Consider the following 26,810-nt stretch of genomic DNA (forward strand, 5'->3'; position numbering starts at 1 on the left):
TATTCAACCACTTCCATTCTTTAAAATGTGCCGGAACAATTTTTGCTGCTGTCTTTCCCCGACCACGATCAGAGTCGAGTCGGCGGACAAGACATAATCCGGTCCCGGATTGATCTGCTTGCCGTGATTTTTGTCGACCACCGCAATGATGGTCGCTCCCGAATTTTGCCGGACGTCCAGCTCGCCGATCGATTGGCCGATGCACGCATACTCCGGATCCATCTTGTACCATTCGATGATCAAATCGTCCAGAGCCACTTCAATCGACTCCAGCGCCTTCGGTTTATACGTCAATCCGCCTACGATTGCGGCAAGCTGACGGGCTTCATCGTCGTCAAGGGTAACCATGGACAAGCTCTCGTCGGGATCGTCATAATGAAAATGGTACATTTCACGTCTGCCGTCGTCATGAAGGATAACGACGATCTTATCTCCGCCGCGGGTATTTATCAGGAACTTCTTTCCTATCCCCGGCAAATCGGATTCTCTTACGTACATAGCGGAATAGCCTCCTATAAATGAGTGTAATCGGGGACCGTTCGGTCCTGCTTCAGACTGCCCGCGCGCTTAGCTCCCACAAGGAGTCAAGGAATTCGGGCAGACGGGGGCCTTGCCGCCCGGCTTATTTTTTCGCCGAGGCTCATCATCGTTTTCAATATCATCCACGTTATTTTTATACATGTTTATGCAATATTTATGCATTCAAGCAATAGTAGACAGACTCAAAGAAACCCTCAACAAGCGGCCGAAAAATTTGACAGCAGGTATTTTCGTTCAACATTCGGATGAATGGGACTCTACGTTGTGCCGGATAACGGCAGAGAACTTAAGCCACGTAATTCGACGTGAATTTGATGGGTAGAAGAAGTTGTTGGCGCCTTAACAGGCAGAAGAAGGGTTTGTACCGGAGCCCCGGAACGGGCGCTTTAAAGAGGGTAAACAGGCATAGCACGAATAAAACGACGAGGGTATTGGCCGCCTTCACCATTTTGGCAAAATGATGGGTAACGGCTTTGCGGATCACAAACTTGGATTTGTGTTCGCTAAGCGGAGGGACAGACTCATACGTAGAGGATGACTGGCTGGCCGCGGCCTCCTGAGTCAGAGGCACGGGCGCGGAGAAGCCCAGCAGGAAGGACAGCGCAAGAAACAGGCAGCAGCGAATGATCGCGTTCCTTTGCTTCATCGTCTCCCCCCTTTTGTAATCTGTTACAACTATGATAACACATTTCGCGCAATTACGAAACAGTCCGGCGCTTATTTTATGCACTTTTTTGTTTGATTATGCAAAATCTCCGGTGAACTGTCCTTAGTCTCCTGCCGGATCTGTAACTTCCCAACTTGTCCCTCAGCCCGTACAATAGAGAAGGAGATAATTGGAAACCTGTTAGAGAGAGAGGAGCAAACCACAGTGGCAGCAACAGAACAAGAGCGTCATACAAATTTACGCGAGGCGGAAAAGAAAGCCCTTGCGCTTTTCGAAACGGCCGAAGCAAACGGAATTCTGCGCAGCGGCATTACGGAAAAAGAATTGAACCGGGAAATTTATCAGCTCGCCTTCGAGCTTTACGGAATCAAGAAGTACTGGCACAAGCGGATCGTGCGTGCGGGAAGCAATACGCTTCACCCGTACCGGGAAAATCCGCCGGACAGGATGGTAGAGCCGGGAGACATTCTCTTTATCGATTTCGGCCCGATCTTCGAAGACTGGGAAGCCGATTTCGGGCGCACGTACGTGTTTGGGGACGACTCTCTCAAAAATAAACTGCGGCGGGACGTCGAACTCGCCTGGCATGACGGCAAAGCCTTCTTCGATTCTCGTCCGGACATAACGGGCAGCGAACTTTACGATTTTATGACCGCTTTGGCCCGCGATTACGGCTGGGAGTATGGCGGCCCTCACGCCGGTCATCTTATCGGGGAATTCCCTCACGAGATCGTACAAGGCGAAGAGGTCGAGAATTATATCCATCCCGACAATCACATCAAGATGCGGGATAACGATAAAAACGGCCTCCCCCGCGACTGGATCCTGGAAATCCATTTTGTGGACCGCGAGCGCGAAATCGGCGGCTTTTTCGAGCAGCTGCTGACTGTGGACTAATCATCCGCAAAAAAAAGGAGCCTGCACGGCACTCAAACGAGTACTGTGCCGAGCTCCTTTAATTTTTGCAGGATATTCTCCTCCGTCCGGTCGTCGACGGCGATTTTCTCCTTGGCGAGTTCAGCCAGCGCGTCATGGTCCCCGATCAACACCGAATGCTTCGCTTTCCGGAAAAGCGGCAGATCGTTGTTGTCGTTGCCGAAACAAATGAACTCCTCCAGCGGGAGCCCGCAGCCCCTCAAGGCCGCCATCTTATTGACGCCTTGGCTGGTTATATCGAGAATGCCCTCCGAGGAGTGATGATGGATCGTAACGTCCAAGGCTCTCAGTTTCGCTGACAGCTCCTCAAACCGGCTGCAGGAAAGCACAACGATTTTGACAAACGATTGAATGTCGTCCGGCTCCACGCGTCTCGCCAGCCCATGGGGGTCCACATTAGCCAGGAACGGGTGCCCGGGACTCAGACGGTAAGCATAGTTCCATGTATCGTCGATAAGATATTCGGCCTCATAATCATTCAGCAGGTTAACGATTTGTCCGGCTAACGGCCCGGGAATCGGCTGGTACGCCAGCGGCTGCTTGCGGTAAAACGTCATCGCGCCGTTCGCCCCGATCAGCAGATGTCCGCCGAATCTTTCGTCCAGGACGGGAAGCATATCCCGGCAGGGCCGCGCCGATGCGAAGCCCACAAAGTGCCCGGCATCCTCCAGCTCCAGCAAAACATCCAGAATACGCTTCGAAATCGGCTGTCCTTTGAAGCAAATCGTTCCATCCAGGTCAAAAATAAAGTTCATGTTCACGCCCACCTTACTCGGTTGATGTCCTAATCGTAACGGGTACGGTCCGTCCGTTAAAGGGACAGAACGCGCAAAGTGAGCAGGACACCCGGCAAGCTAGCGGGGCAGGTTCCGCCCGCCATGTAATGAACGTTCAGGCCCGTGAGCCGTAAGGGGCGTTACAGGTTTCGGGCAGTACGGCACAGCTGTGCCTTCCCGTAATGCGGTGTGAGGCCGGACGTACCGTGGACAGCCAAGCCCCTCCCGCAATGCGGTGCGAGGCCCGGTATGCGGTACAGCCGCCCCCCGCAAGGCGGTGCGAGGCCCGGTATGCGGTACAGCCGCCCCCGCAAGGCGGTGCGGTGCGAGGCCGAACGTTCCCCTGCCGCGCGTAAAGGGCGCAGCCCCGCCTTCCCGCCCAGAGCCTGCGCGGCGGGAACAAGCGTCCGCCGCCGTACAATCCGGCGGCTCAGAACCACGCTTCCGCCAGCGCCTTCACGCCGGCGGCAATTTCCTCCCGGCCCAGCGCCCCGTATCCGAGCAGCACTGTCGGATACTCGTCTCCGGGCCGCAGCCAGTACCGGGCGGTGCCGTACACCCGCACGCCCTTTTCCAGGGCCGCTTCGATCAGCTCGTCCTCCGACCGGTCCGCCCGTACGGTCAAGAAGGCGTGCAGCCCCGTATCTTTTCCCTCGGCCCACGCTTTTCCCGGCATATACCGTTCGAGGGCCTCCGCGAAATACCTCTGCTTCTCCTCGTAAAGCAGCCGCATCTGCTGCAGATGCTTGTACCAGTAGCCGTCGGACAAGTACCGCGCGAAGGTGAGCTGGTCCAGTCTGGAAACCGGCTGGTCGTACTCCGGGACCTTCGAGCGAAACTCGGAAAGAAGTCCGGAGGGCAGCACCATGTAGCTGAGATTGAATACCGGCAGCAGCGCTTTGGAGATCCGACCGATGTAAACCGCCTTGTCCGGGATCATGCTCTGAATCGCGGGAAGAATTCCTTCCTCGTATTTGAACTCCCACTCGTAATCGTCCTCGATGAGATATTCGCGGGAGCGGGCCCAATCCGCCAGCTCCGTTCTTTTATCGGCAGACATCGTCATCCGGTTCCTGAACTGCTGGGAGGGGCTTACATACATCACGTTGGCGCCGCTCCCCGTCAGCTCACGAAGGGAGACGCCGCTGCCGGTCAACGGAATCGGGTGGACACGAAACCCCAGATTCAAAAACGTATTCCGGGCCCCGTCGTATCCGGGATTCTCGACGCCGATCCTGTGCTTCTTCACGTCGAGAAGCTGGCTTAACAGCATCACGAGCTGCTGGGGGGCCGCTCCCACGACGATCTGGTCCGGTGTAGACAGAACGCCCCTGGATTCATACAAAAGCCTGGAGAGCTCCTTGCGGAGCGGATATTCCCCCTGATTCGTTCCTTCGACGGCATAACGGCTCTGATACTGCGAGACCAGGAGATTCCTCACCTTGTTCCAATGCCGGAAGGGGAACGTCCCCAGCTCAATATTGCCGTAACGGAAATCCGTCGCGACCGTCCGTTCGGAGATATTTGCCGCTTCCGCCCGGATAACCTCGCGCGAGGACGCATCCGGCTCGTACGTCACGCAGTAGCCTTTTTTGGGAATATTCCGCAGATACCCTTCCGATATCAGCAGCTGATATGCGTTTTCCACGCTATTTTTACTGACGCCGAATGACCGGGCACTGCTGCGAAGCGAAGGAAGATAGTCTCCGCTGCGCAGCCTCCCTTCCCGGATCCCGTTTTTGAAATAGGTATATAACTGGTGAAAAATCGGCTTTTTGCTGGCCGAAAAATCAAGTGTAAATTCACGCATGACGCGACGCACCTCCTAAGCTTGGATGCTTCCTCCGGCTAAATCGGAGAACGTTCGGCATACGGCATCCTTATCGTTAACGAGTGCCGCACCTCCTAATTTTTATCGTGCCTATCCTGCCTGTCCCGCCCACGATTTTCTCATATCTTCCCAAACTTCACTTGAATTTTCAAGCGAACATAATTTAACAGAATTTTGTCGTTATTTGTCTTAAAAATTTACATTATTTTACCGATATACTTGTAGAAAGGGGAGATTACCTGAATGACAAACGTAACCACCACCAAAGAGGAAGTCGTCGAAAGAATCAGCGGGATCATTTCATCTGAGCTTGAGCGTGTTAAGACACAAAATCCGTTCTTTTTGAATTTCCCGGCGGAGAAAGATCCGCAGTATTTTGTCTGGTGTAACAACCTCTATCATTTATCCAAACATTTTGGCGAGCTGCTGAAGCTCAGATGGGAACGGTTCCCGGATGTGGACCACGATGTTTTCTCCACTCACTATGACGAAGAGAAAGACCATGCCGAGATGCTCCGCAAATGGATGATCGGCATCGGCCTGGACGATCCCGAAAACCACACGGCCAATTACGAGACGGAACATTTCATCTCTCTTCAATACCGCGCCGTTGCGGCCATGGATGAGAATATGTCGCTGCTGATCATTAACAGCACGAGCGAAGGCTTCGCTCACGCCGTCTATCTTCACGCCTACAAAATTTTGCAGGAGACCGGCTTTACGGATCTCGAATACTGGGCGATTCACTGCGAGGCGGACGAGGAACACAGCCAGGTTTATCACCTCATCCAAAACATGACCGAAAAACAGCTGCAGGAAGCCGAACATCTCGTGAAGTATACCTGCAACACGCTGGACGTCATGCTTGCGTCTTGGTTTAAATAATTCGCGAAGGGGTATGTAAATGAGCGTTCAACTAAAAGATAAATTCAGCTCCAGCATGGATAAGGCCAACCTGGTTTTCGCCTGGCAGGTCGTTGACAATCTGACGGTCGAGGAAGCCCAGGAAGCGGCTCGCATCATTACCGAAACTGTGGCAAACAGCGCCAAAGCGGGCAAAGTCAAGCTGCTCGTCGACAACCGCTTTATGGAGCGCGACGGACGCCCGATCGTGTTCACACCAGAGGTCAACAGCATTTGGGAAGAAGCGCAAAGAACCGTATTCCCTCATGTTTCCCACATTGCCGTGCTGTGCAGCGGTTCGATCATGAAGATGCAGATGGACCGCATCTCCAGAAACTCGAACATTTCCGATATTCAAAAAAGCTTCTGGAATAAAGAAGATCAGGCTATGCTTAAAGAAGCTTTCGATTTCCTCGGCATAAGCTCCAACGATCTTGTCAAAAACAAGTAACGGCCGAACGGCCCGAGTCCCGCGTTTCCTCCCGAGGAAACCGGGGCTTTTTTCGTGCATCGTGCTTCCGTCGTCTCCGATGAAAAAAAAGCGCACAGATCCCGCAGGATTGTGCGCTTTTCCCCTAGCGTAAGCTTCCAACGCGCGGTTCGAAAGAACAGGTTCCGGTCAGCCCGGTTCTTTAATTTCCCGAACTTCCAGCGTGATGGGCTGTGTGTACAAGTCGTACTTGCTGCCGCCGTCGATGACCGCCGTATATCTCAGCAGCGCGTGAGCTTTGCCCGGTCTTTTTGCCGTAATCCGGCTTCCGTAAGCCTCCACGCTGCTTTCGCCGTCGAGCAGAATCACATCGGCCGCCTTCTCCAGCCGGTCGCCTTTGAACGTTTCCATCAGCACGGACAGGTCCTTGCTTTCGTAGTTGCCGATGACGATATGGTCCTGTACCGGTTTAACGTAGGCCGCCCAGTCCGAAGCCCAGAACGCATAGTCCGTCGTAATGCCGAACGCGCCGTAACAGAAAAATTTCGCAAAATTGCTTTTGTCGTTAAACGTCCAAGGAGAGATCAGAACTCCCCGGTGCTTGGCGGCTTCCATAAAGTTCGGCCCCAGCCCTTTGTAAGTGGTATTGAACGTCGTATTTCTCAGCTGCATCAGCCGCAGCGTGTTGGTTAGCGACCCGTCGATATTCGCCTCGTTGGCGGTTTCCCCGGTCAGCAGCCCCATCGGCATCTCGGGCATCAGCTCGGAGAGACGCTGTAGCTGGTCCGGATTGAAAGACATCGTGTTGATCATATCTTCGGCGCCTTTATCTTTAACCACCTTAACAAAAACATCCATCGCCATCGGGTTCTTCGATTTCATCTCGGCCATAATCATCTTGCCCTGGCTGCGGGCCAGATCGATCTGCTCTTCAAGCGTCGGCATCTGGACGTACGGGAATCCCGCCGGATGCGGTTTGTTGGCGTTCAGCTTTTTCAGCTGGGCCAGTGTAAAGTCCTCGACCTTGCCTTTGCCGTTGGTCGTGCTTTCGAGCAAAGGGTCGTGAATGATCACAAGCCGGCCGTCTTTTGTCAGGTACATATCGTTCTCGATAAAATCCGCTCCCGCCTCCAGGCCGAGACGGTTGGAAACGATCGTGTTCTCGGGAGCCTTCGACGGCATTCCCCGGTGACCGATAATGTAAGGCTTGCGGATCAGCGTGTTTCCGTGGGAATACACTTTAAGCGCTTTGTAGGCCGCCTTGGGCGAATCGGTCACAATCCCGTTAACCCCCGCCGTAATCAGCGTATGCAGACCCAGCTCCGGGCCGGCCTTCGTCCCCGCCTCCTTCGTCCAGACGACGATCAGCCTTTGCTGAAGGTACGCGACGGAGGAACGGGATGCCGAGGCCCCGGGCAGAATGGCGATCTTGGCCAGACTGGCCGTCGTTTTGCGGCGGATGTTCAGCAGATCGTCCGCCGACAAATTCCCGGCCGAGCTGAAATCCACGATGCCGCGCACGGCCGGGTACAGCGTTCTCGCCCGCTTGACGAGCTCGCCTTGGTCGGACACGACGAAAGCGTCCTCGATGCCGCTCTTCTTAAGCAGGCCGGCCACGCGATCCGCCGTCTCTCCGTCCCGGACGTAGAAAGCCGGGATCATCCGGCGGCCCAGCCCGTCCAGGACGGCCTCGAGCGTACCGAGCTCCGTTTTGCCGGAAGGGTCCGTAATGCGGAGTCCGCTGCTCACATGGAGAATGACCGTGGCGGGCTTCGCCGGACCGGACAGCTCCTCCAGCTGCTCCTTGCTGCGCAGCTCCGTCACGATAGTTGGCGCGATGGCGATGCCCGTCTCCGGCTCCGTGACCTGCACGAGCTTGCTTCCGGGTACCGGGGGCTGCTTCGCCGGCTGAGCAGCCGCTCCGGCCCCTGCCCCGGAGGATTGAGACGCCCCGCCTCCTCCGGTGGAGGCTGCCGCTGCCGCAGCTCCGGTTTGTTTCGTTTTATCTAACAGGATATTCGGGTGATCCGGGGTTCCGCCTGCAATCGTCGTGCCGTTTCCAAGCGCCTGACTTCCTGCATCGGCCATGTGAGCCTGCGGCATCCCCGCACGAAACGGAACCGCCATGCCCACCAGAGCCAACGTAACTCCCACATAGAAAATGTTCCAACGACGTGTCGACTGTTTGCGCTCTTTCCCTGTGGAAGGTTTCAGGTACTTGAAAAATCTTGCCGGTTGCTGCACGGCTCTCCCCCTTACATGCGGTGAACTATTCCCCACCCCGATAATCCCAAGTATATTTGCAGATTATGGTGGATACACCTCATTGTATCAAGTTCTCATTAGCGGGTAATCAATTCTTTATAAAGAATGTTTGAATTTTCCTTAAACTTTTCTTACAAAAATAAAAGACTTCCCGACGTGGATCGTCGGGAAGTCTTTAGAGCAAATCCGCGCTTACCTGAAAGCGGACATTAAGGCAGCTGGTTAAGGAAAGGTTTGACCGTTTTCGCGAAGTTGTAGCCGTTCATGCCGTCCCAGTTGATGGACCAGGTCATGGCGCCGCGAATGTCCGGATATTTCGCCACCGGCTTGTAGCTTCCGCAGCTGTTGCCGGTTGCCAGGCAGTTCAGCGCGTTGTTCACGACCGATGCGGATACATAACCGCCGCCCGCAGCCGAAGAGGTTGCCGGAACGCCGATACCGAGCTGGCTAGGCTGTACCCACTGGATAGCGAGGTCCGTAAGAGCCGTCAGGAAGTCGACGGTTCCCTGCGAGTAGCACTTGCCGTCACGGCCGAGCATACAGCCGGAATTGTAGAACTGGGTGTTGATAACCGTCGTAATGTCTTTCACATTGTTGTAGAACTGGATGTAGCTCGTCTGGTTGTTCTGCATGTCGATCGTTTGCGGAGCCATGGTCAGGACGAAGCCGGAGCCGACTTTCGCCTGAATCTGGCGAACCGCCGTGGTCAGATTCGGCACGTTGAAGCCGTGCTCCAAATCCACGTCGAGGCCGTCAAATCCATATTCCGTAACAAGGCCGGACATGGTGCTGACAAAGTTGGACACGTTCGGCGAAGCGCTGCTGAGATCGATGTTGCCTTTCTCGCCCCCGATGGAGAGGATGACTTTCTTGCCCTGCGCCTTTTTCGCTTTGATATCGTTAATCAGATCCGCGTTGGTGTAACCGCCGAGAGCTTTGGACAGATCGGGATCAATGCCGAAGGTGACGCCGCCCGGCTTGGTGCGGTCCATCTCCGCGAACGATACGGCAATGATGTCGTACTCGGCCGGCACTTCGCTCAGCTTGAGGTTCTTCGCTCCGTTAACGAAATTCTGCCAGTAACCGGTCACGATGTGCTTCGGCAGCTGACCGCCTCCGCCTCCTCCGGTCGGCTGGGTTTTGGCCGTAACTGCCGCACTGGCCGGAGATACGTTGCCTGCCGCGTCCTTCGCCTTCACTGTGAAGGTGTAGGAAGTATCGGCCGACAAACCCGTTACGGTAGCGGTCAAGCCCGTTACCGTCTGCGCCAGGGCGCCGTTGCTGTACACTTCGTACTGGGTGACGCCGACGTTATCCGTTGCAGCACTCCAGGACAAGGAGACGCTGGACGTGGTCGAGCCGGTCGCAGCCAGGTTGCCCGGTGCTGTCGGAGCCTGTGTATCGGAGCCTCCGCTCGAAGGCAGGGTGGTCACGCTGAGCGCGCTGCTTGCCGCCGACACGTTGCCTGCCGCGTCTTTCGCTTTCACTGTGTACGAGTAAGCCGTATTCGGCGTCAATCCCGTGTTCGTGTAAGTCAGCGTACTGCCGGAAACGCTTCCAACAAGCGTAGCGTTTCTGTAAATATCGTAGCCCGCAACACCGACATTATCGGTGGACGGATTCCAGGCCAGCGTGATACTGGTGGAAGTCGTCGTTCCGGAAACCTTCAGGCCTGTCGGCGCTGTAGGAGCCTGGTTGTCGACTGTTCCTCCGCCTTGAACTTCTTTCCACAGGGCGGGGACGTTAGGCGGTTCCCAGCCGTTTAACGACGTATGAGGCTGTACGACCTGATAAGTTTTGCCGCTGTATGTGACCGTATCGCCCACCGCGTAGGAAATCGATGCCGCCCAAGCTCCGCGATCGGCCGCCGAAGCCATTGCGGGTATTAAAGAGGCGAACAAAGTCGCGGTCAGCAGAAAACCGGCGGTTTTCTTCACAACCGATTTTGGACCGGTTAAAATCTTTTTCATAAATGAGATCCCTCCTGAATTGGTTGATCTGCGTTCCCGGGAACGCGGAATGGAATGCATGCTGCATCCGAAGTGCGGAGCGTCTTCCCACCTCCTCATGGATATAAAAAGCAGTTGGCGAAAGGAATGAAAGCCCTTTCCTACTTCCATTTAAACACGGGTAGATACCCAAAAGTAGGGATAAATCTATTGAATTTAGGGAGAAGATTAAAGAATCGGCCCACAAAAAAAGCGCCATTCCATCTGGAATGAACGCTTGCGTCAAATTGCCCGGGAACCATTCCCAAGGCTCCGTTCCAAATCCTGTCCCCAGGTGCAAAGTGCCCGACGGGTACCCATGCTTTCGCCGCTAAAGTCTACTCTTCTTCACGCCGCCAAATATCGTGATATTCCTTGTGCCGCTTGAAAAGCGCATGCGCGTACGAACAGGCCGGAACGACCGTTTTGTTCTCTTTCCTTGCCTGATCGACGACAGCCCGGACCAGCTCTTCGCCGACTTTCTGGCCCCGCAGGGATTCGGATACGAAAGTGTGGTCGATCACCAGCGACTTTTCGCCCAGGGGCTGATACGTAATTTCGGCGACCGCTTCCCCGTTTTCTATCACCGCGTAGCCGTTGCCTTGTTTGATAGTTTCTCTCATCGTATTGGCCTCCTCCTGATCTGTTCTTTTTATTATTAACCATTTTTTTGCCTTTCTATTTTCCGAGAATCCTGGCAAACTCAAATGAGAACGGGAGGCGGCGAAAAAATGAAAGAAAAAAAGGTCAGGGAGATCCGATTATCCGATTATCCGGCTATTTATTTGTTAAACCGAGACTTCAATCCGAACCTGCATTCATTTTCCGAACAAAAGGTAAAAGAAAAAATTGAAATCATCACCAAAAAAACAAACGATATCATTTTTGTTTGTGAACAAGACGAGGAAGTTATCGGATATATTCATGGAAGCCCCTATGAACTGCTTTTTTCCGATTCATTAGTCAACGTCTTGGGATTTGTAGTGAAAGAAACGTTCCGAAATCAGGGCGCAGGCAATATGTTGATCGAGAGTCTCGAAGCCTGGGGAAAGACCAACGGATTTTGTGGAATCAAATTATTATCCCATCCGAGCCGGACAGCGGCTCACAGATTCTATGAAAACCGCGGCTATGCGTTTACAAAGGACCAAAAGAATTTTATAAAAACGTTCGACTGCTAGCAAAAAAGCCTTAACCCATTTCCGGGTCAAGGCCTTTTTTTCGTGAATTATTAATGCCCCAAATCATTTCGCCAGCTGAAAATCGCCGGAACCGGTTCTTACTTTGAGCTTCACTTCGCCGCTGCCGAATTTACCTTTCAGCCGGTCTTTCTTGTCGTTCTTCTCTTCATAAGAGAAGGCTTCCCAGTCGACGCTTCCGTTTCCGCTGCCGCCCTCGAAGTCGACGGCCAGCGATTTGGGCTCCTCGGTCAGTTCTATCTTCACGCTGCCGCTGCCGGATTTGAGATCCGCGTCCCGCAGCAGCTCGCCCGCTTCCACGCGGATGTCGCCGGAATGCGTCTCCCCTTGCAGAGCGGCCTTGCCCTGCTTAAGCTCGACATTGCCGCTGTGCCCTTCGAATTTCAGGTCGTTCGCCGCATACTGTTCGGCTCTGATATCGCCGGAGCCCGCTTTTAGCGTAATAGCGTCTCCTTGAACGTCGGACACGTTAATACTGCCGCTTCCCGCATTCGCAACCAGCTTGGTGGATTTAATCTCACGGAAAGAGGTGTCCCCGCTTCCCGCTTTGGTTTCAACGGAATCTCCTTTCAGAGATTCGAGGTCGATATTGCCGCTCCCGGATTGTACCCGGATGGACTTCCAGTTTTTCTCGGGCAATTCCACAACCAACTCTACGTTGATAATCGTCACGCCTACTCCGATTTCGTTAGGTTCCTCGATTCCGACCGACAACGTATCACCTTTGGCATCGACCTTGAGCTGAAATTTCTCCGCCTGTTTTTTGCTGATACTCCCGTCCAGGCGTACGTTCACTTGGTCCCCTTCGCCTTTGACGATTCTGGTATCGGCGCTTCCTGTCTCTACGGTAATATTTTGTAAGGAAGCCGCTTCCGCCGTTTTTTCCAGATGTATGTCCTGCGTTTTGAAAGAAAGTCCGTTCCAGGAGAACACACCCACCGGATTAAAGTAATACAGCAGCGCCAGCACCCCAGCGCCAATCAGCAGAAAACCCATATTTCTTCTCATGTAATCGTTCCACTCCAATCAACCGACATTGTTCTTGAATCCAGCCGAGCCTTACCTCGCATTCCAAGTATATCACCAGATATTGACTGCCCGCATTGGACCTGCGAAGGTAATTGTTCCCCGTCTGAGGTCCAGGGGTAAGGCGGGACACCAACCCCCCCGATTTTTCATAAACTGAACAAAAGAACGACCGAAAAGGAGTCTGTAATCATGTACAGCCCCCCTTATCCTGTCCCGTATCCCTTCTATCCACCCGCGTTCGTAGCGGCCGTTCACGGGTTGCCTGCCGGACCGGGCCCATATCCCCGGTTTCCGGAAAATCCCGCTCCCGGATACCCGCCCGTCGAACCGAAGCAGCTGATCTCGTCAGCCGCTTCTTTGCGCAAGCTGCTCGCCGACGGCAATGTGGTCCTCGCCCGGCTGTCCGACGAGCCGTTCGCCCGCCGACTGATGACAGCGGCGCAGGCCGGCCGCAAGCAGGAGGTCGACCGGCTTATGAAGAGCATCGCCATTTCCTCCGTCCTGGCTGCCCGCTACACCCCGAGCGGACTTGTCATGACCGTGACTCCCGGCGATCAAGACCTCGCATGCTGCGTCCTTACGATGTCCCTAAAGTGGGGACAGTAAGGCTCTACCAGCATGAAGGCAAAGCGGGCCGGAGGGTTTCCGCGGACTTGGATGCGCCTGCACTCTCGCATCCCCGTCCGGACGCTCCGGCGGCTTTGACCGGGCGGCTCGAGTCGGTCCGGGCAGCTTTCAGCCCGGGCAAGCGGGGCTTGGCAGCTTTCGGACGGACCGGCAGCTTGCGGACCGGGCTAGTGCCGGGCCTGGCACGGCCTCCCGCCTGCGGACCGGACCGCCGAAACGCGGCGCCGCACGCTGTGTGCCCCGGGCCGGACGCGGTGCGGACACGGACCGCACCGCCGCACAAACCAAAAAGACCGGAGGCGCACACTCCTCCGGTCCTTCCTTCATCTGGCGCTGCTTAATTCCCTTGCGCCAGACTGGCTTTAAACCCTTCGCGCCAGCTCGGGTACACGGGCTCCCAGCCGTATTCGCGCCGGGCCTTGGCATTGGACGCTCCACGTTCGCCCCGGCCCTGGTCCGGCCGGAACTCCGGCTCGGGGGCTCCGAGCGCAGAAGCGTAAGCGGGCAGCCAGAGCGTGCCCGGGGCCGGCTCGTCGTCCACGATGTTGACCGCCCCCGAGGGCCACCCCAGCGCAGCCAAAGCGGCTCTTGCCGCATCTTCCACGTGAAGCAGGGAGCTGACGCCTTCGGTCGCTTTCACTTCGCCGCCGCGGACCTTGCCGGCGACGGCGCCGTCCCGGGCATACCAGGTTCCGGGGCCGTACAGCAGCCCGTAACGCAGAATGACGGACTCCGGCATCTCCGCCGCCGCACGCTCCAGGGCGGCTACGCCGTCCACCGTCGTTTTTCTCGGCTCCGGCGCCTCCAGATCAAGAGGCACATCTTCCCCGGCAGGCCCCTCCCCCGGCCCATACATCCACGAAATGCTCTGGGCAATCATTTTCCTGGCGCCCGCCTCCCTTGCGGCGTCCACCAGATTGCGCGTGCCCTGCTTCCTGATCCGGGCGTTCTCTTCCAGATTATAGCCGCTAAGCGCTGTAAGCTGATGAATCACGACCTCGGGCCGTACCCTCCGAAGCTGCGCAACCAATCCTTCCCGGTCGAAGGCATCCGCCTCCACCGGTACGCCCCCTTGCGCCAGCACAGCATCCTTCCCCGCCTCGCTGCGAACCATGGCGTATACGGTATGCCCTTCCTTTACCAAGAGCGGAAGCAAGAGGCGTCCGATTACTCCCGTAGCGCCTGCAACAAAAATTTTCATCTCCAGCCCTCCTGATACGAGTTCCCTAAACGGGACTCTTTTCCCTTGTTAGACAAAGGAAGGAGCGTTTTCGTGACAAGGCCGGACCTTTTAAGGTCATCAATCATTGAGCGGATGAAAAATCGGCCGCACATCGGCTATCGCGGTTTTAGCGACTCCGTTAGCTCTTTACCCGGTAAATCCGGGCCTCGTACGGCTTCATTTCGCCAAAAGAACCGTCCGGACCGTTCACCTTGTAATTCGCAAGAATCAGCTCTTTTTCCGCCGAAGCTACGGACCCCGGCAGCGCGCAAACCGTACTCTGATCCGAAATATTCAGCAGGACCAGCCATTTCTCGCCGTCCAACTCGCGCAGGAAAGCATAAATCCGGTCATCCTCTTCCAGAAGGGGCTCGTAAGTTCCGTAGATCATCACCGGGTTTTCCTTGCGGAGGCGGATCAGCTTCTGGTACGTGTAAAAAACGGAATCCGGATCGGCGAGCGCCTGCTCCACATTGATTTCCCGGAAATTCGGGTTCACCTTGATCCACGGGGTGCCCTCCGTAAAGCCGCCGTTGGCCGAGCCGTCCCACTGCACGGGAGTTCTCGAATTGTCTCTCGCCAGATGCAGCAGGCTCCGGAAAACTTCCTGCGGCTCGCGGCCTTTTTCCACTTCTTCCTTATACTTGTTCTTTAGCGCGATATCGTTGTAATCCTCGATCGAATCGAACCGCACTCCGGTCATGCCGATCTCTTCCCCCTGGTAAACGTAAGGCATGCCGGGAAGGGTGTGAAGCAGCACGGCAAAGCATTTGGCCGATTGTACGCGGTACTCCTTGTCGTTGCCGAACCGGGTGACAAGCCGGGTATGGTCATGATTGTTCAGGAACTGGGAGTTCCAGCCCCGGCCCCACATGCCGTCATACCACCTTTTCTGAATCGCCTTGAACTTGTCCATCTCCCAATGAGCCATATAATCGCAAACCTCGAAATGAAACAGGGTATTGAGCTCGCCGCGGTCCTCGCCTACATAAAGCAGGCCGTCCTCCGGCGTCACAAACGGGATTTCTCCTACCGTAAAAACGTCGTAATGCTTCAGAACCCGCTCGTGCATTTCCTGCAAATACTCGTGTATCCCCGGATTATTTCCCAGATAGGAGATATTCTCCGGATGCTCCGCATCGGGAAAACCCGCCTGCTTCGCGAGCAGATTAATGACGTCCATCCGGAAGCCGTCGATGCCTTTGTCGAGCCAGAAGCGCATCATTCCGTAAATTTCCTCGCGCACCTGAGGATTTTCCCAGTTCAAATCAGGCTGCTCCGTTGCGAAGGAATGAAAATAATACTCGCCCGTCCGTTCGTCGTATTCCCAGGCGGAAGGCGTGAAATAGGATCTCCAGTTGTTCGCTTCCCGACGCCAGATGTAATAGTCCCTTTTAGGGTTGTCTGCGGACGAGCGGGCTTCCGTGAACCAGGGGTGCTGATCGGACGTGTGGTTGACCACCAGGTCCATGATCAGCTTCATGCCGCGGGCATGAACTTCCCGGAGCAGTCTCTCGAACGTCTCCATCGTGCCGGCCTTGGCCATGACGGTCCGGTAATCCGATATATCGTACCCGTTGTCGACGTCCGGCGATCCGTAGATGGGATTGAGCCAGATTACGTCCGCACCGAGCTCTTTTATATAATCCAGTTTCCGGATAACGCCTTCCAAATCCCCGTACCCGTCTCCGTCCGTATCGTAAAAACTTCTCCAGTACACTTGATAGACAACCGCTTCTTTCCACCATGTTTTTTGCATGCACTCGCACTCCTCGCTGATAAAGGTCGGTTTCCAAATCTATAATTCGGCGCCGGGACACTCCACCCCTTCAAAAGCCGCCGGATGCCTTGCTCAATAAAGCGCCATCCCAACCAAATCCTTCCGGATTTATCATAAAAAAATATATTTATTGCGTAAAGCGTGACAGATGTGTGAACGGCGCTGTCAATATTATACCCGTGGTCAATAACCTTCGGTCCATTTTCAACTGCTTTATTTCGCCCACCTTTCACGGTTATTCCATCGTTAAAAATTGCTAATTTTAGTTAAATTTTATAAAAAATGTTTGACAAGATTGTGAACCCATTCTATACTACAGATACAAAAACAAGTTTTCCTACCCGTTTACTTGTATATTGATTTCGCCGGTCCCTTCAGAGTCCCGTCGTTTCCCGGACGGCAGCTTTTTCGATCCACTTGGAAAGGGGTGATGCCACTCGGTTTGTAAGGCTGTTTGCAAGGCCGCAGCTTAGATTAACCGGCTAACGCGTTTTGCCCAGGCGCCGCACAGCGGCCATCAACCATTTCCTAGGAGGGATTTTTTATTATGAAAAAGAAGCTGACTTCGCTCGTACTCGGAGGAACACTCCTGATTGCATCCGCTCTGCCTGCAAGTGCAGCAACCGCCGAGGTTGCAACGCCGAAATCCGTAACCCCTAAATTTATCGGGGAAACTTGGAAAGCGCCGGCAGGACTTTCAAACGATGAGAAAGTGTGGGGCTTCCTCGATCACAAGAAAGAAGCGTTAAGCCTTAGCGGCAGCTTGAAAGACAATCTGAAGATTGTCTCCAAGCAGACCGACGCTGCGAGCGGAACGAATCACTATCGCCTGAAGCAATACGTCAAAGGAATCCCGGTTTACGGAGCGGAGCAGACGGTGCATCTGGATAAGAGCGGAAACGTGACTTCTTATCTCGGAAGCCTGCTTGCGGATTCGGAGCAAGAAGTGGCTAACGGCGTTAAAGCCAAAATCAGCGCTTCCGATGCGATCAAAACCGCTATTGCGGACACCGAGAAAGCCGTCGGCAAGATCGGCCAGCAGCAGAAGCCCGCACAGGCGGAGCTGACGATCTATCCGCTGGAAGGCAAGAACGTGCTCACCTATGCGACAGAGGTGAACGTATTGGAGCCATCCCCGATCCGTACCCGTTACTTTATCGATGCGGTTGACGGCTCTATCGTGAAGAAGTACGACCTGCTCGATCATGCGGTCGGTACGGGCACAGGCGTGCTGGGTGATACCAAACAGTTCATTACGACACAGAGCGGCTCGACTTTCCAGCTGAAGGATACCACGCGCGGCAACGGCATTGAAACATACAGCGCCAACAACGGTTCCTCTCTGCCTGGAGTACTTAAAACAAGCACCAACAATACCAACTGGACCGACCGGGCGGCCGTAGACGCTCACGCTTACGCGGAGAAAGTCTACGACTTCTACAAAACCAAGTTCGGACGCAACAGCCTGGACGGCAACGGTAAGCTGATCAAATCAACCGTTCACTACGGACAAAACTATAACAACGCCTTCTGGAACGGCGTACAGATCGTGTACGGCGACGGCGACGGGGTCAACTTCCTGGCATTCTCCGGCGATCCGGATATCATCGGCCACGAGCTGACGCACGCCGTAACCGAATATACGGCCGGCCTTGAGTATTACGGCGAGTCCGGCGCCCTGAACGAATCGATTTCCGACATTTTCGGAAATACGATCCAAGGGACCAACTGGCTGCTCGGAGACGATATTTACACGCCGGGCAAACCGGGCGACGCGATCCGCTCCCTGTCCAATCCGGAGCAGTTCAACCAGCCTAACCACTACAGCAAACGGTACACGGGCACTTCCGATAACGGGGGCGTTCACACGAACAGCGGCATCAACAACAAAGCGTTCTACCTGATCGCGCAAGGCGGCACTCATTATAACGTTACCGTAGCGGGCATCGGCCGTGACAAAGCCATCAACATTTACTACCATGCCCTGACGTACTACCTGTCTCCGTACTCCAACTTCTCCAACATCCGCGCCGCCGCCGTACAATCCGCGGTAGACCTGTACGGAGCCGGCTCCGCCGAAGCCGTATCCGTGGGCAAAGCCTACGACGCGGTCGGCGTGAATTAAGCGGGCGGCTTAGCCTCAAAATTCAGCCCGCCGGGGGCATGACCGCGAAGTTTGCGGCTGCCGCACCGCCGGTCATAAAGAAACCGCAGTCCTCCTTAGGAGACGACTGCGGTTTTTCTTTTTCTGCGAAAGCAGCTGTACGACGGACAGGTAACGCCCGGCGCACCTGTTCTTTTTTACCGGAAATACGTGTGCTTGGTTTTCCACTGTTCCAGCTTGATGCCCGCCCAGAAGAAATAAATGCCGAACGTGACAATGCCGAGCAGGAACCACTTGATCCACGAACCGAAAAGTCCGACCGCCGTTCCTTCAAAGCGAAGACGGTGTCCTTCAATGACCGTGTGCTCAATCTTCCAGCGATAAATGATAACGAGGCTCCACGGATAACAAATCCCTGCGGTTAGAGCTGTGATGATGGCTCCCAGCAGATACAGGCCTATCAATTCCAGCAGGCCTCCGTCAAAATAAGATGCCCCGCCCTGCGGCTTCCGGTTGGACCCGAAATCGAAATCCTTCGGAAGAGTTACGTTGATCGTCGTATTGGCCATGTCTTTTGCGTTCTTCCCTTCTTAATATTCAGTTAAAAAAACCGTTTATTTGCCGGACTTCCACTTGTCAACTTCAGCGTTGGGCACTTCACCTGCAGGAACTTCTCCGATGTAAGCGGTAGACGTAGGTCCGTAGTAGTTGACCGGAAGCTCAAGAATGTCGCAGGCGGCTCTCATCGGAACATACGTCGTACCGTCGTAAAGAAACGTACTATCGACGATGCGCTCCCCATGCACCTTCACCTGCACACGATCCAGATAAACGTCGATGGTTCCGCCGCCCCGCACGAGCGTTCCGGCTGCCGCATCCGTACTCTCATCCGAGCCCTTCTTCTCCCATTCGTCGATAACCTCGTCGGGCACTTCTCCGGCGGGCAGTTGGCCGATGTAGGCCGTCTGGGCGGCCCCGTAATAGTTAACGCTTAATTCGAGCAGATTAGCCAAATCCCTTATAGGCAGATATGTAGTCCCCTCATACAAAATATTAGGCGCCACGAACTCTTTGCCGTTCACCTTGATGTTCATCCGGTTAAACTGGACATCGAGTCTTGCCTGCACGGCATTCTCTGCCGTCTCTTGCCCTCCGCTCCCTTGTCCGGAACAAACCGGCGTGTCCGGAAAGTCTTCGCAGAAATTTTGGCACAGCTGATCACCGGGATCTTCTTCGCAGATCTCGATATAAGCGCTGTGAGGCAGAAGATAATCTCTCGCCATTGCCGCCCCCGAGAAGCTTACCACGACAATCGCCAAAAGAAGCGCGGCCAAAAAAGATGTTTTTTTCAACAAGTTGTAATCCTCCTTTTTCGTTTCATAAACATTCCCCCACAAATCTTACAGTGGTTATAACAGGATTTTTCTCCTGTATTTATCGGTTTTTCCATTCTTATTTATGAGTCTTTAGGCCTAAATTTTTGAACTAAACATTTAACTAAATTCCTCCAGACAGTCCTTGTAACGTATAAGTCCCGTTAAGGGGAGAAAAAGCCCGTGAACACCAAAAACCTGCGCAGAAGTTCTGCGCAGGTTTGGGATCGGTGCTTTCGCTTGCGTTAGTTGATGAAGCCGGCGGTGACAAGGAACCGCCGCAGCATCACCGCGGACTGAGCGCGGGTCGCTTCGCTTGCCGGCGCCAGCGCGCCGTCCGTCATGCCGTTCATGAGACCGGCATGAACGGCTGCGGCTACTTCCGCCTGCGCCCAGCCGATCTTGCCCGAATCGGTGTACCGGGCAAGAATCTCTTCCTGCTGCGGCTTAGTGACAGCCGCAGCGGATGCCGCGCCCGCATAAGGCAGGGCGCGGACGAGCATGGCCGCCTGCTCCTCGCGGGTGATCGGGCGCTGCGGACGGAACGTGCCGTCCTCATAGCCGCCGATCAGACCCGCAGCCGCGGCGGCGGCCACATCTCCGGCGAACCAGTCGGCGGAGCCGACGTCGCCGAAGGCTGCCGGCCCGGCCGCTTCAGGCAGGCCGAGTGCCCGGACAAGCAGCGCCGCAAACTCGGCGCGCGTAACGCTGCGCTCGGCGTCGAACCGCCCGCCGCCGCTGCCTTCCACGACGAGCTTCGCCGCAAGCAGCTCGACATCGGCCTGCGCCCAGTGGCCGGCCATGTCGGCGAAGACCGGCGCGCCGCTTACGACCGCGTAGAAGCCGCTGCCGCTGCGCTTAAACGTCACGGCCGTCTTGGCCGTGCCTACCGGCGCGAAGAGGGATGGCGCGAATGAGAGTTTCTTCTCATTCGGGTAGGCGCGCACGCCGGTCGCTCTCTTCGCGTCGAATGTCCCGTCCAGGGTCAGCTCCAGCTGTCCCTGTGTCTCCAGCGCCGCAGAACCGCCGGACTGGACCTTTGCGGCGATTTCGAGCTGCACCGGCGTTCCAGCCGCCTGCAAACCTGCCGCTTTCACGGCCGCTCCGATCGCGGCCGCACCGCTTTCCGCCGCATAGCGGAGGGTGTAGCCCACAGTCATGCTGCCGCTTTCGCCTCCCAGCTTGCGCGCAGCTTCGTCCAGCTTCAAATCCGCGAGCTGTACGGTGTACTTGCCTGCCGGACCCGCGATGACGAGTGTCCGGCTGCCTTGAGCGTCGTCCCTCAGTGCGGACGCCGGGATTTCGACCGTATCGCCCGTGTAGGCGATTTCTACGGTCGAGTGGGTTGCGAGCGCTTCTCGCAGGGCCGAAGCGTCCACTTTACCCTCGAGGGCCGTCACCTTACCGGTAGAACCGCCATTGTTTCCACTTCCGTTGTTACCGTTGTTACCGTTGTTTCCGTTGTTACCGTTATTTCCTTCGCTTCCGTTGCCGCCGCTGCTGCCTCCATCGTTTCCGCCGCTGCCGCCTTTTACTTCCAGGGTAACCGGCTGAGTGTAGAGGTCATATTTGTTATTGGCATCCATAGAAGCCGTGTACCGCAGGAGAACATGAGCTTTTCCCGCCTTCTTGCCCGTTATTTTGCTGCCGCTTACGCTAACGACATCCTGTCCGTCCAGCAGGACGATATCCGGCGCCGCATTCGTTTTCGTCCCTCTGTAGGACTCCACTTCCAAGGACAGCGCCACGTTTTCGCCCGGAGACAGGGTGTACGCGCTCTTCCCCGGTTTAACGGAGGCCGCCCAATCCGCGGCCCAGGACGCATAGTCGGTCGTAATGCCGAAGGCGCCGAGTCCGAAAAACTTCATAAAATCGTTCTTGTTGTTAAATGTCCACGGAGAGATAATAACCCCCCGGTGTTTGGCGGCTTCCATAAAGTTTTTGCCGAGTCCGCCGTAGCTTGTGTTGAAGGTCGCGTTCAAAGGCTGAAGCACCTTGAGCGTTTCCCTCAGCGATTTGTTGACGCCGGCTTCGTTGGCATAGCCGCTAGTCAGCAGACCCGAAGGCATTTCGGGCATCAGCTCGGCAAGCCGCTTCAGCTGATTCGTGTCGAAAGACATCGCATCGACGAGATCTTCGGCTTTCTTTTCCTTGATGATTCTTACAAAAGCATCGACCGCGGCGGGCGTATTGGTTTTGATTTCGGCCATTACCATGCGGCCCTTCGATCTGGCCAGGTCGATCTGTTCATCCAGTGTCGGTATCTTCACATCGGGATACCCGGTCGGGAACGGTTTGTTCGCGTTGAGCTTTTTGAGCTCGGCGAGGGTAAAGTCTTCGACTTTTCCTTTACCGTTCGTCGTGTTTTCCAAGACAGAATCATGAACGATGACAAGATGGCCGTCTTTGGTCAAGTACATATCGTTTTCGATAAAATCCGCTCCGTATTCGAGGGAGAGCGCATTGCTTTCGATGGTATTCTCCGGAGCCTCGGAAGGAATGCCCCGGTGGCCGATAATATACGGTTTACGGATCAGAGTCGTTCCGTTGGAATACAGCTTCAGCGCCCCGATAGCCGCTTCCGGCGCATCCGTCACGATGCCGTTCGCTCCGCCCGTAATCAGATTGTGCAGGGACACGGTTTTGTCCGCTTGAGCGGACTGGTCCTGCGCCCATACCACTAAAGTCCGCTGCTGGAGATAAGCCATATGCTCGCGCGTAGCCCCTTTCTGGGAAAGCAGCGCGATTTTGGCGAGATTAACGGTCGTTTTGCGGCGTATTTCCATCAAGTCTTCGTTCGTATCCGCTTTGGCCTGGCGGAAATCCAGAATGCCGCGGATGATCGGATAGGCCAGACGCGCTTTTTTGACCAGCTCGCCTTTGTCGGACACGATGAACGCGTCTTCGATTCCTCTCGTTTTCAGCGCCTCGATAAGCTTGTCGGTGCTCGGCTCATCCCGGACATAGAAAGCCGGAATCACTTTGTTGTTCAACGCTCCCAAGATTTCATCCAGGGTGCCGATTTCGGCGCCACCGGGAGCGGTGATTTTCAGATTGCCGTTCACGTACAGCATGGCCGTCGCAGGCAGGGAAGTTCCCTGCAGCTTAACCAGGTCTGCGGAGGATTTCAGCTCCGTAACCACAGTAGGGGCCAGGGAAATCTTCGTCTCCGGCTCCACGACCTGTACGAAACGCTCGGAAGGCAGCGGAGGAAGCGCATCCTGCTGCAGGGTGACGCGGATATTGTCTACCTTCATGCGGCTTCCGTTCGCCTGGAGACCGATGCGGCCCTTCTTGTAAGCGCCGGCGTTATCGGTATCGACGAGAAGCTTGTCGCCTATCCATTCCTGTACCCGGTCGCCGTAGGCTTTGACGGTGTAATGGTACATTTTCGCAGGGTCGATCGCTTCGGTGTAAGAGCCGCGGTCCATGACGTTCCACTCGTTGGCTGAGGTCCGCTCCGCGAATTCAACCCCGTTGACGGCTGTCGCATTTTGCCGGACGGCCATCTGGTAATAGGGGACATTGTCATTTTGGATGCGGAACATAATCGAATGCCATCTCGCTGCATCGTTTGCGGAGAGATGTGTAATATCCGCCTCGATTTTGTAGTTCCCGAACAGTCCCAGATACTCGGGAAGCAGTACGCGTGAAGGGTTATCCGGAGCGGCGGAGGCGTTCAGTTCAAATGCGCCCGACTTGACGGCCGCCGCGGAAGCGGTCGTTCCTTCTTTACGCGTCCAATCCTTGGGAAGAGTGCCTTCGGCCGTTTGATCGAAGTTTTCCTCATAGAGGGTGTATTCCTTCTCCCCCGGATTTTTGGCAATGATCATCACGGTAAGCGACGCGTTATCCTTCTGAACCGTAACCGGATAAGCGCCTTTTTTATTCACCTGCAGAGTACCGTTTGCGATTGAAACCTCTTGACCTGCCGGTTTCCAGAGAAGATCTCCGCCTTTCAGCGTCCCTTTGGAGAAATCGCTGAATTCGGCCTGGAAGCTGAGCGTATTAAGGTCCAGCTGCCTACCGGTATCCGTCAGCACGTAGCCCTCCGCATGCTGCAGCTTAACGGCTTGCGCACCCGTCGCCGAAGGAGTGACGGTGATTTCACGCGCCGTTTCCGCATTGGCGTAGACGGCTTTTACGGACGCTTTGCCCGCTTTTACCGGGTAGAGCTGGTTATTCACGATTTTCACAATCGTCTCATCGGAAGAGTACAGGCGAATAGCGCCCTGGGCCGGCACTTCCGTTAACCCGTCCGAATAATACACGCTTCCCGTAACGGTCACAGGACCCGTCAAAGCTTCCAGCGTGCCCGGCATTGTCACATCCAGCCGGTCGGCCGTTACCCGCGTCACCTTCAGGTTATCGAACGAAACTTTGCTCTGATCGGCCTGAAAGCCGACTTTTCCTTTTTCCAGTAGATTGGAAGGGAAATTCTGATCCATGAGAAGCGTAAAATCCGCCTCGTCCTTGGCTTTGATGTATTCTTTGACGTTGTTTCCGACTGAGCGGACCTTCAACGTATAGTCCTTATTGAACTCCAGCGGTTTCCACATACCGCTTACGGGCGTAGGCGAAGCCCAGTTGTTATTGGGCATCCGGTAAGCCAGCTCGAAGGTTCCGTTGCGGCGGACCGCCATTTGGTTGTACGGATTTTTCCCGTCGGCCGCTCCCCTGAACATCAGGGCCGCCCAACGCGCATCGTTAAGCACCTCTTCAAACCGCATGTCCGCTTCGACGATATAATCGTCCCACTGGACGGGCGCGGTGATGCGGGACTGCTGCCCGGAGGCTTTGCCGTCGAATGCCATGCGGCCGTTGCCGTATGTATCCTGAACGACGGTAAAGGGAGCGCTTCCCGCATTCACATCGGAGATCCATCCGGCCGGAATTTGCCCCGGTGCATAGCCGTCGAAATTATCCTGAAGGAGCACGGGATCGATTTGAGCCGAAACCGGGTTCTCGTCTTTCAAGTTGAGAATTCCGTAGCCGGCCGTGTCGTTCCAGAACGATTTGGAGTTAAACGCGCTCCAGTAGCTTGTCCGCTGCTTGCTCGTGTCTGCTTCGTAACGGTCCGTTAAACCGATCTCGAATCCGAGCTGCTTCTTTAAGCCCGCGTCAAAATGGAGCATGTCCCACGGAATCGCGGTTTCCAGCGTCCATCCGCCCTGGTCGGTGCCGACTGCCCTCAAGATTTTCTTCTCGTCTTTGCCGCTGTGGTTGCCCAGCGCCGCCCCGAAATGAAATTCCGGCGTAGAGCCGGGTTTGTACACGAATCCCACCTGCATATCGTCGGCTGCAAAAGGCGCCGACTGATGCAGGGTCGGATCGAAGAACAAATTGATATTGTCCTGCTCGAACCAGTACCCCGTTCCGTTGTGGATCAGCGTGTCGTCCTCGGCTTTCACGCCGATATACAAATACTTGTTATCCCACAACAACCCGAACCGGGCGTTTTTGAACGTGCCCTCGCCTGTCCGGACATTCATCGTTTCGCTGATATTCCAGAGCGACTCGTCGAGCCTGCCGTCGATTACGGGCGGAGTCAGCGTCTTGCGGACATCCAGCGCCTTCCTCCCCGGGTCGGCAGCATATGCCGCCGCATCGAACAGGCCAAGCGGAGCCGTACCGCACAGTAAAGCGGCGGTTAGAAACAGGCTCAAAAACCGGGAGAATCTTCTCATTTCTGATCCATTCCTTTCGAATGAGATATCCGGATCGGTTCCGGACGGCCAATGGGCGAGAACAACAAAAAAACCCTCTATCCATCAAACCGGAAAATGCCGAAGCAAGACATTTATCGTTTGTGCATAAAGGGTTTTCTCCTGGACTCTTACCCTTGGATATTCAGTTGTTCCTGCATGTCCCTTACTCTACCAGTACTATGTCAGCGCTGCGTTAAGTATGCTTGAAGATTTTGTAAGCGTACGGAGCGGAAACGACGGGAAACACACTTGCACCGAAGGAATGGAAAGGATTGCGAATTGACTTCTTAAAACCTATCGGTTAAGTTGGTTATAAATCTTTGAAAACCCGTGAGGTGATCTTCTTGAAGGAAATCCCTATGTCCTATATCAAAGCGAATCAGGCCGGCATCGTCCTGTTCGTGGCGCTTACCTTCGCTGCCCGTCAGCCTTGGCTGCTCGGCCTGCTTCTTGCCGTACAGCTGGCGGGGCTGCTGCTTCGGTGGAACTTGTTCGTGCAGGCGGCCAAGCCTTTCCTCCGGACGGACGGCGAAACCCAGGCGGCGGAGCTTCAGCGCTTCAACAACGTGCTCGCCGTGCTGTTCCTCCTCCTGTCCGTGCTTTCGTTCGCTGTCGGCTGGACGGCTGCGGGCTACGTATTTGCCGGCATGCTGCTCGCGGCCGCCGGCACCGCTCTGCTCGGCTACTGCATCGGCTGCACGGTTTACTTCCAGTACAAGCAGTTCCTCGCGAGAAGACGGCTGAACCGCTCCTGATCCCCATAGCTGCCCAAAAGAAAGAACCCGCCGGTCAACCGGCGGGTCCCGCAATAAGACTTGACGATCCTTCCGCCGGTCTAACGGCGGCCGGACTGCAGGAAGGAGTGCGGCTCCTTCCTGTTTTTTTATTTTAAGCGTACAGCATAAAGAAGTTCAATTCATGACCGTTCTGCTTCAAATAATTGTACAGCTGCGAACGATGGTGGAAAAGATGCGTCACGATTTCGATCAGCCATTTGATTTGAGGCATGCCGTGCTCCAAATAGAAGGCTTTCGTCTCTTTGTTCAAAAGCTCGTCTTCGCTCAGCGAAACCATATATGCTTTCAGCGTATCGAAGTGAGTCCGCAGCCGCTTCGCCAGCTGTTCAGGGTCCGTTATGTCCTGCGCGCCGTTCTCGACAAGTTCAACCTCCGGCTGCGATTTTTCCTGCAAAATGGCCAGGTCCGAGGCGGGCAAAGCGGCAATATGATGGACGAGCTGCAGAAGCGTCCGCATGTTTTCTCCCGGGGCGAACCCCCACTCCTCCGGTCCGATCCGCCGGATCAGCGCCTCGCTTGTCCGGACCGACAGCTCCAGCTCGTCCAGAAGATGATCCCTGATTTGCATAACTCCGCTCATAGGTAATCCCATCCTTTCTTGTTCCATCCGAGATAGATATCAGTATAACCAAACC

21 protein-coding genes are annotated in these 26,810 nt (G+C 55.2%); 7 read left to right on the forward strand and 14 right to left on the reverse strand.

The window, feature by feature from the left end; genetic code table 11:
• Positions 1-3: 3 nt before the first annotated feature.
• Together ACI48J_RS24510 and ACI48J_RS24515 are read right to left on the reverse strand one after the other, a co-directional pair.
• Positions 4-498 carry a cation:proton antiporter regulatory subunit gene (locus ACI48J_RS24510; protein ID WP_326053874.1) on the reverse strand — a complete coding sequence of 165 codons (495 nt, stop codon included), beginning with the start codon at positions 496-498 and terminating at the stop codon, positions 4-6.
• A gap of 328 nt (positions 499-826) precedes the next feature.
• Positions 827-1,186, reverse strand: a complete 360-nt coding sequence (locus ACI48J_RS24515) for a hypothetical protein (protein ID WP_326053873.1) — start codon at positions 1,184-1,186, stop codon at positions 827-829.
• 225 nt (positions 1,187-1,411) lie between these two features.
• On the opposite strand from ACI48J_RS24515, the gene ACI48J_RS24520 reads away from it, so the two are divergent.
• Positions 1,412-2,104 (forward strand): M24 family metallopeptidase, encoded by a 693-nt coding sequence (locus ACI48J_RS24520; RefSeq protein WP_405080662.1) that lies wholly within the window; start codon positions 1,412-1,414, stop codon positions 2,102-2,104.
• Between the two features lie 32 nt (positions 2,105-2,136).
• Here ACI48J_RS24520 and ACI48J_RS24525 read toward each other — a convergent pair whose 3' ends face one another.
• Complete coding sequence (locus ACI48J_RS24525; protein WP_405080663.1) at positions 2,137-2,898, reverse strand: HAD-IIB family hydrolase; 762 nt, start codon at positions 2,896-2,898, stop codon at positions 2,137-2,139.
• A 451-nt stretch (positions 2,899-3,349) separates the two neighbouring features.
• Positions 3,350-4,729, reverse strand: a complete 1,380-nt coding sequence (locus ACI48J_RS24530) for a PLP-dependent aminotransferase family protein (RefSeq protein WP_405080664.1) — start codon at positions 4,727-4,729, stop codon at positions 3,350-3,352.
• A 264-nt stretch (positions 4,730-4,993) separates the two neighbouring features.
• Between ACI48J_RS24530 and ACI48J_RS24535 the strand changes: the two genes are divergently transcribed.
• The gene (locus tag ACI48J_RS24535; RefSeq protein WP_326053866.1) at positions 4,994-5,635 is read left to right on the forward strand and encodes an iron-containing redox enzyme family protein; all 642 of its coding nucleotides are present in this window, start codon (positions 4,994-4,996) and stop codon (positions 5,633-5,635) included.
• A 19-nt stretch (positions 5,636-5,654) separates the two neighbouring features.
• The gene (locus tag ACI48J_RS24540; protein WP_405080665.1) at positions 5,655-6,104 is read left to right on the forward strand and encodes a hypothetical protein; all 450 of its coding nucleotides are present in this window, start codon (positions 5,655-5,657) and stop codon (positions 6,102-6,104) included.
• Positions 6,105-6,272: 168 nt separating this feature from the next.
• Here ACI48J_RS24540 and ACI48J_RS24545 read toward each other — a convergent pair whose 3' ends face one another.
• From ACI48J_RS24545 to ACI48J_RS24555, 3 genes are all read right to left on the reverse strand, one after another.
• Positions 6,273-8,327, reverse strand: coding sequence for a glycerophosphodiester phosphodiesterase family protein (locus tag ACI48J_RS24545; protein ID WP_405080666.1), 2,055 nt, complete (start codon positions 8,325-8,327; stop codon positions 6,273-6,275).
• 230 nt (positions 8,328-8,557) lie between these two features.
• Positions 8,558-10,318 carry a fibronectin type III domain-containing protein gene (locus tag ACI48J_RS24550; protein WP_405080667.1) on the reverse strand — a complete coding sequence of 587 codons (1,761 nt, stop codon included), beginning with the start codon at positions 10,316-10,318 and terminating at the stop codon, positions 8,558-8,560.
• Between the two features lie 356 nt (positions 10,319-10,674).
• The gene (locus ACI48J_RS24555; RefSeq protein ID WP_405080668.1) at positions 10,675-10,959 is read right to left on the reverse strand and encodes a GNAT family N-acetyltransferase; all 285 of its coding nucleotides are present in this window, start codon (positions 10,957-10,959) and stop codon (positions 10,675-10,677) included.
• A gap of 108 nt (positions 10,960-11,067) precedes the next feature.
• Here ACI48J_RS24555 and ACI48J_RS24560 point away from each other — a divergent pair, with 108 nt between their 5' ends.
• Positions 11,068-11,517 carry a GNAT family N-acetyltransferase gene (locus ACI48J_RS24560; protein WP_405080669.1) on the forward strand — a complete coding sequence of 150 codons (450 nt, stop codon included), beginning with the start codon at positions 11,068-11,070 and terminating at the stop codon, positions 11,515-11,517.
• A gap of 63 nt (positions 11,518-11,580) precedes the next feature.
• Here the strand turns inward: ACI48J_RS24560 and ACI48J_RS24565 are convergent, their stop codons facing one another.
• Positions 11,581-12,543: a DUF4097 family beta strand repeat-containing protein gene (locus tag ACI48J_RS24565; protein ID WP_405080670.1), complete on the reverse strand. Its 963-nt coding sequence runs from the start codon at positions 12,541-12,543 to the stop codon at positions 11,581-11,583.
• A 210-nt stretch (positions 12,544-12,753) separates the two neighbouring features.
• Between ACI48J_RS24565 and ACI48J_RS24570 the strand changes: the two genes are divergently transcribed.
• A complete protein-coding gene (locus ACI48J_RS24570) occupies positions 12,754-13,170 on the forward strand; it encodes a hypothetical protein (RefSeq protein WP_405080672.1) in 417 nt (138 codons plus the stop codon).
• 358 nt (positions 13,171-13,528) lie between these two features.
• Here ACI48J_RS24570 and ACI48J_RS24575 read toward each other — a convergent pair whose 3' ends face one another.
• Positions 13,529-14,392: an NAD-dependent epimerase/dehydratase family protein gene (locus ACI48J_RS24575; RefSeq protein ID WP_405080673.1), complete on the reverse strand. Its 864-nt coding sequence runs from the start codon at positions 14,390-14,392 to the stop codon at positions 13,529-13,531.
• Between the two features lie 160 nt (positions 14,393-14,552).
• A complete protein-coding gene (locus ACI48J_RS24580) occupies positions 14,553-16,172 on the reverse strand; it encodes an alpha-glucosidase (protein ID WP_405080674.1) in 1,620 nt (539 codons plus the stop codon).
• Positions 16,173-16,740: 568 nt separating this feature from the next.
• On the opposite strand from ACI48J_RS24580, the gene ACI48J_RS24585 reads away from it, so the two are divergent.
• Positions 16,741-18,318 carry a M4 family metallopeptidase gene (locus ACI48J_RS24585; protein ID WP_405080675.1) on the forward strand — a complete coding sequence of 526 codons (1,578 nt, stop codon included), beginning with the start codon at positions 16,741-16,743 and terminating at the stop codon, positions 18,316-18,318.
• A 176-nt stretch (positions 18,319-18,494) separates the two neighbouring features.
• On the opposite strand, the gene ACI48J_RS24590 is transcribed toward ACI48J_RS24585, so the two are convergent.
• The 3 genes from ACI48J_RS24590 to ACI48J_RS24600 form a co-directional block, all read right to left on the reverse strand.
• A complete protein-coding gene (locus ACI48J_RS24590) occupies positions 18,495-18,866 on the reverse strand; it encodes a DUF898 family protein (protein WP_405080676.1) in 372 nt (123 codons plus the stop codon).
• 45 nt (positions 18,867-18,911) lie between these two features.
• Complete coding sequence (locus ACI48J_RS24595) at positions 18,912-19,652, reverse strand: copper amine oxidase N-terminal domain-containing protein (protein ID WP_405080677.1); 741 nt, start codon at positions 19,650-19,652, stop codon at positions 18,912-18,914.
• A 263-nt stretch (positions 19,653-19,915) separates the two neighbouring features.
• Positions 19,916-25,357, reverse strand: a complete 5,442-nt coding sequence (locus ACI48J_RS24600; RefSeq protein ID WP_405080678.1) for a glycerophosphodiester phosphodiesterase family protein — start codon at positions 25,355-25,357, stop codon at positions 19,916-19,918.
• 380 nt (positions 25,358-25,737) lie between these two features.
• Here ACI48J_RS24600 and ACI48J_RS24605 point away from each other — a divergent pair, with 380 nt between their 5' ends.
• The gene (locus tag ACI48J_RS24605; RefSeq protein ID WP_405080680.1) at positions 25,738-26,133 is read left to right on the forward strand and encodes a DUF4395 family protein; all 396 of its coding nucleotides are present in this window, start codon (positions 25,738-25,740) and stop codon (positions 26,131-26,133) included.
• A gap of 133 nt (positions 26,134-26,266) precedes the next feature.
• Here ACI48J_RS24605 and ACI48J_RS24610 read toward each other — a convergent pair whose 3' ends face one another.
• A complete protein-coding gene (locus ACI48J_RS24610) occupies positions 26,267-26,755 on the reverse strand; it encodes a DinB family protein (RefSeq protein WP_405080682.1) in 489 nt (162 codons plus the stop codon).
• Between the last annotated feature and the right edge of the window lie 55 nt (positions 26,756-26,810).

The organism is Paenibacillus chitinolyticus (genome assembly GCF_045038035.1).
In the GTDB taxonomy this organism is placed as follows: domain Bacteria; phylum Bacillota; class Bacilli; order Paenibacillales; family NBRC-103111; genus Paenibacillus_F; species Paenibacillus_F chitinolyticus_A.

Coding starts and splice junctions, on each gene's coding strand:
- ACI48J_RS24525 (WP_405080663.1), bottom strand. CDS start 2,898: ATGAACTTTATTTTTGACCTGGATGGAACGATTTGCTTCAAAGGACAG.
- ACI48J_RS24530 (WP_405080664.1), bottom strand. CDS start 4,729: ATGCGTGAATTTACACTTGATTTTTCGGCCAGCAAAAAGCCGATTTTT.
- ACI48J_RS24585 (WP_405080675.1), top strand. CDS start 16,741: ATGAAAAAGAAGCTGACTTCGCTCGTACTCGGAGGAACACTCCTGATT.
- ACI48J_RS24555 (WP_405080668.1), bottom strand. CDS start 10,959: ATGAGAGAAACTATCAAACAAGGCAACGGCTACGCGGTGATAGAAAAC.
- ACI48J_RS24540 (WP_405080665.1), top strand. CDS start 5,655: ATGAGCGTTCAACTAAAAGATAAATTCAGCTCCAGCATGGATAAGGCC.
- ACI48J_RS24570 (WP_405080672.1), top strand. CDS start 12,754: ATGTACAGCCCCCCTTATCCTGTCCCGTATCCCTTCTATCCACCCGCG.
- ACI48J_RS24605 (WP_405080680.1), top strand. CDS start 25,738: ATGTCCTATATCAAAGCGAATCAGGCCGGCATCGTCCTGTTCGTGGCG.
- ACI48J_RS24565 (WP_405080670.1), bottom strand. CDS start 12,543: ATGAGAAGAAATATGGGTTTTCTGCTGATTGGCGCTGGGGTGCTGGCG.
- ACI48J_RS24515 (WP_326053873.1), bottom strand. CDS start 1,186: ATGAAGCAAAGGAACGCGATCATTCGCTGCTGCCTGTTTCTTGCGCTG.
- ACI48J_RS24560 (WP_405080669.1), top strand. CDS start 11,068: ATGAAAGAAAAAAAGGTCAGGGAGATCCGATTATCCGATTATCCGGCT.
- ACI48J_RS24600 (WP_405080678.1), bottom strand. CDS start 25,357: ATGAGAAGATTCTCCCGGTTTTTGAGCCTGTTTCTAACCGCCGCTTTA.
- ACI48J_RS24550 (WP_405080667.1), bottom strand. CDS start 10,318: ATGAAAAAGATTTTAACCGGTCCAAAATCGGTTGTGAAGAAAACCGCC.
- ACI48J_RS24580 (WP_405080674.1), bottom strand. CDS start 16,172: ATGCAAAAAACATGGTGGAAAGAAGCGGTTGTCTATCAAGTGTACTGG.
- ACI48J_RS24590 (WP_405080676.1), bottom strand. CDS start 18,866: ATGGCCAATACGACGATCAACGTAACTCTTCCGAAGGATTTCGATTTC.
- ACI48J_RS24535 (WP_326053866.1), top strand. CDS start 4,994: ATGACAAACGTAACCACCACCAAAGAGGAAGTCGTCGAAAGAATCAGC.
- ACI48J_RS24510 (WP_326053874.1), bottom strand. CDS start 498: ATGTACGTAAGAGAATCCGATTTGCCGGGGATAGGAAAGAAGTTCCTG.
- ACI48J_RS24575 (WP_405080673.1), bottom strand. CDS start 14,392: ATGAAAATTTTTGTTGCAGGCGCTACGGGAGTAATCGGACGCCTCTTG.
- ACI48J_RS24610 (WP_405080682.1), bottom strand. CDS start 26,755: ATGAGCGGAGTTATGCAAATCAGGGATCATCTTCTGGACGAGCTGGAG.